At 48.4% G+C, this 1,179-nt stretch carries 2 protein-coding genes; both read right to left on the reverse strand.

Annotated elements, in window-relative coordinates:
- Window positions 1–194: 194 nt before the first annotated feature.
- Window positions 195–659 carry a hypothetical protein gene (locus tag ACE41H_RS25105; protein WP_375358305.1) on the reverse strand — a complete coding sequence of 155 codons (465 nt, stop codon included), beginning with the start codon at window positions 657–659 and terminating at the stop codon, window positions 195–197.
- A gap of 164 nt (window positions 660–823) precedes the next feature.
- Window positions 824–1,179, reverse strand: a 356-nt coding sequence (locus ACE41H_RS25110; RefSeq protein WP_375358306.1) for a hypothetical protein, incomplete at its 5' end; no start/stop codon positions are given.

The following is a 1,179-nucleotide window of genomic DNA, read 5'->3' on the forward strand; positions in this document are numbered from 1 at the left end:
TTTTCTGTGTGTGTATCCGACAATACTTCTATTCGGTTTACAGTTTTATATAACATTCGTCAAAAACTTACACGACACGTTTTTTGCAACAGTCAAGTTATTAACTAAAGTCCGAGGCTACAAAACGTTTGAAGAGGGTCCAGTTGATTCACTGAAGTGTCTTCTCGCCCCGATGGAAGCGAATACGATCCAGGTTAAGCTATTTTGAACATACTGTATGCCGGGGTTTGAAACTGAGATGCCTGAGGACCAGAGGCGACTCGCAGTGCCAAAGTACCCGCCGTTGCCCCCGTGCGAACGATCCCATTTCCTGACAAAGAAGTATCAACAAATGTTGCACCATTGTTCGAAACGCTCACTCCCGTGCCACCCACGAGACCGCCATTTAAATATAAACCCGCGCCAGCAGTACTACCTGGTTGAACGCGGGTATCCATTGAAAAGTCTACATAATACGCCTGATTCGGAGCCAGAGTCAGCGTACCGTCTGCATTCTGTGTAATCGCTGTACCCTCGCCAGTAATGCCTAGAAGTGGGTATACAATTTGAGCAGCAGTAGTAACTTGCGGCCCACTACTATACTGATAATTCGCTGTGACGTTCGGAGCCGTAGGGCCTGTCACACCTGTCATCCCGGTCATCCCAGTCGCTCCAGACATCCCCGTGACGCCTGTTGCGCCAGTCGGGACGTCATTTCTTATGTAAACCGTAAATTTTACTTATAAATTCAATGAAAGATCGTTTTACTGCTGTTTGCAGTAATTATGTTGGGTTTCAGCCATGCAATGGGCCGCTTGCCGTGAGCGGCCGTCCATATCATCCACTACACTTCTTTGTGTGATCCATCCTTTTGTATTGCAGCCGGGGGAATGTCGAAATATTCAATGGTACAACGGAAGGGATAGGCTTGGCGTTCCGGACTCTTAGTAGACTGTTCCCGGATCTCCTTCGGCATGACCCGCACATAGTAGATTCGTTTGACCCTTTGCTTTAGAATTTCGTTCTGCTGCTCGGCCGGAAGGGATTTGAAATGCTCAAACGTTCCGATGCGGTGTTCCTCCATATCCAGTTGGCCACCCATTGCGATGTCCCGGACTTGCTCTCGGATCTTGTCCCTGGACTCCTGCAGGATGGGATGTTGTTTCATCCGGGTATGCACCCTTTTGAGTAGTTTGTACG

Origin of the sequence: Paenibacillus enshidis, from assembly GCF_042136365.1 — a bacterium.
Lineage (GTDB): Bacteria > Bacillota > Bacilli > Paenibacillales > Paenibacillaceae > Paenibacillus > Paenibacillus enshidis.

Coding starts and splice junctions, on each gene's coding strand:
- ACE41H_RS25105 (WP_375358305.1), bottom strand. CDS start 659: ATGTCTGGAGCGACTGGGATGACCGGGATGACAGGTGTGACAGGCCCT.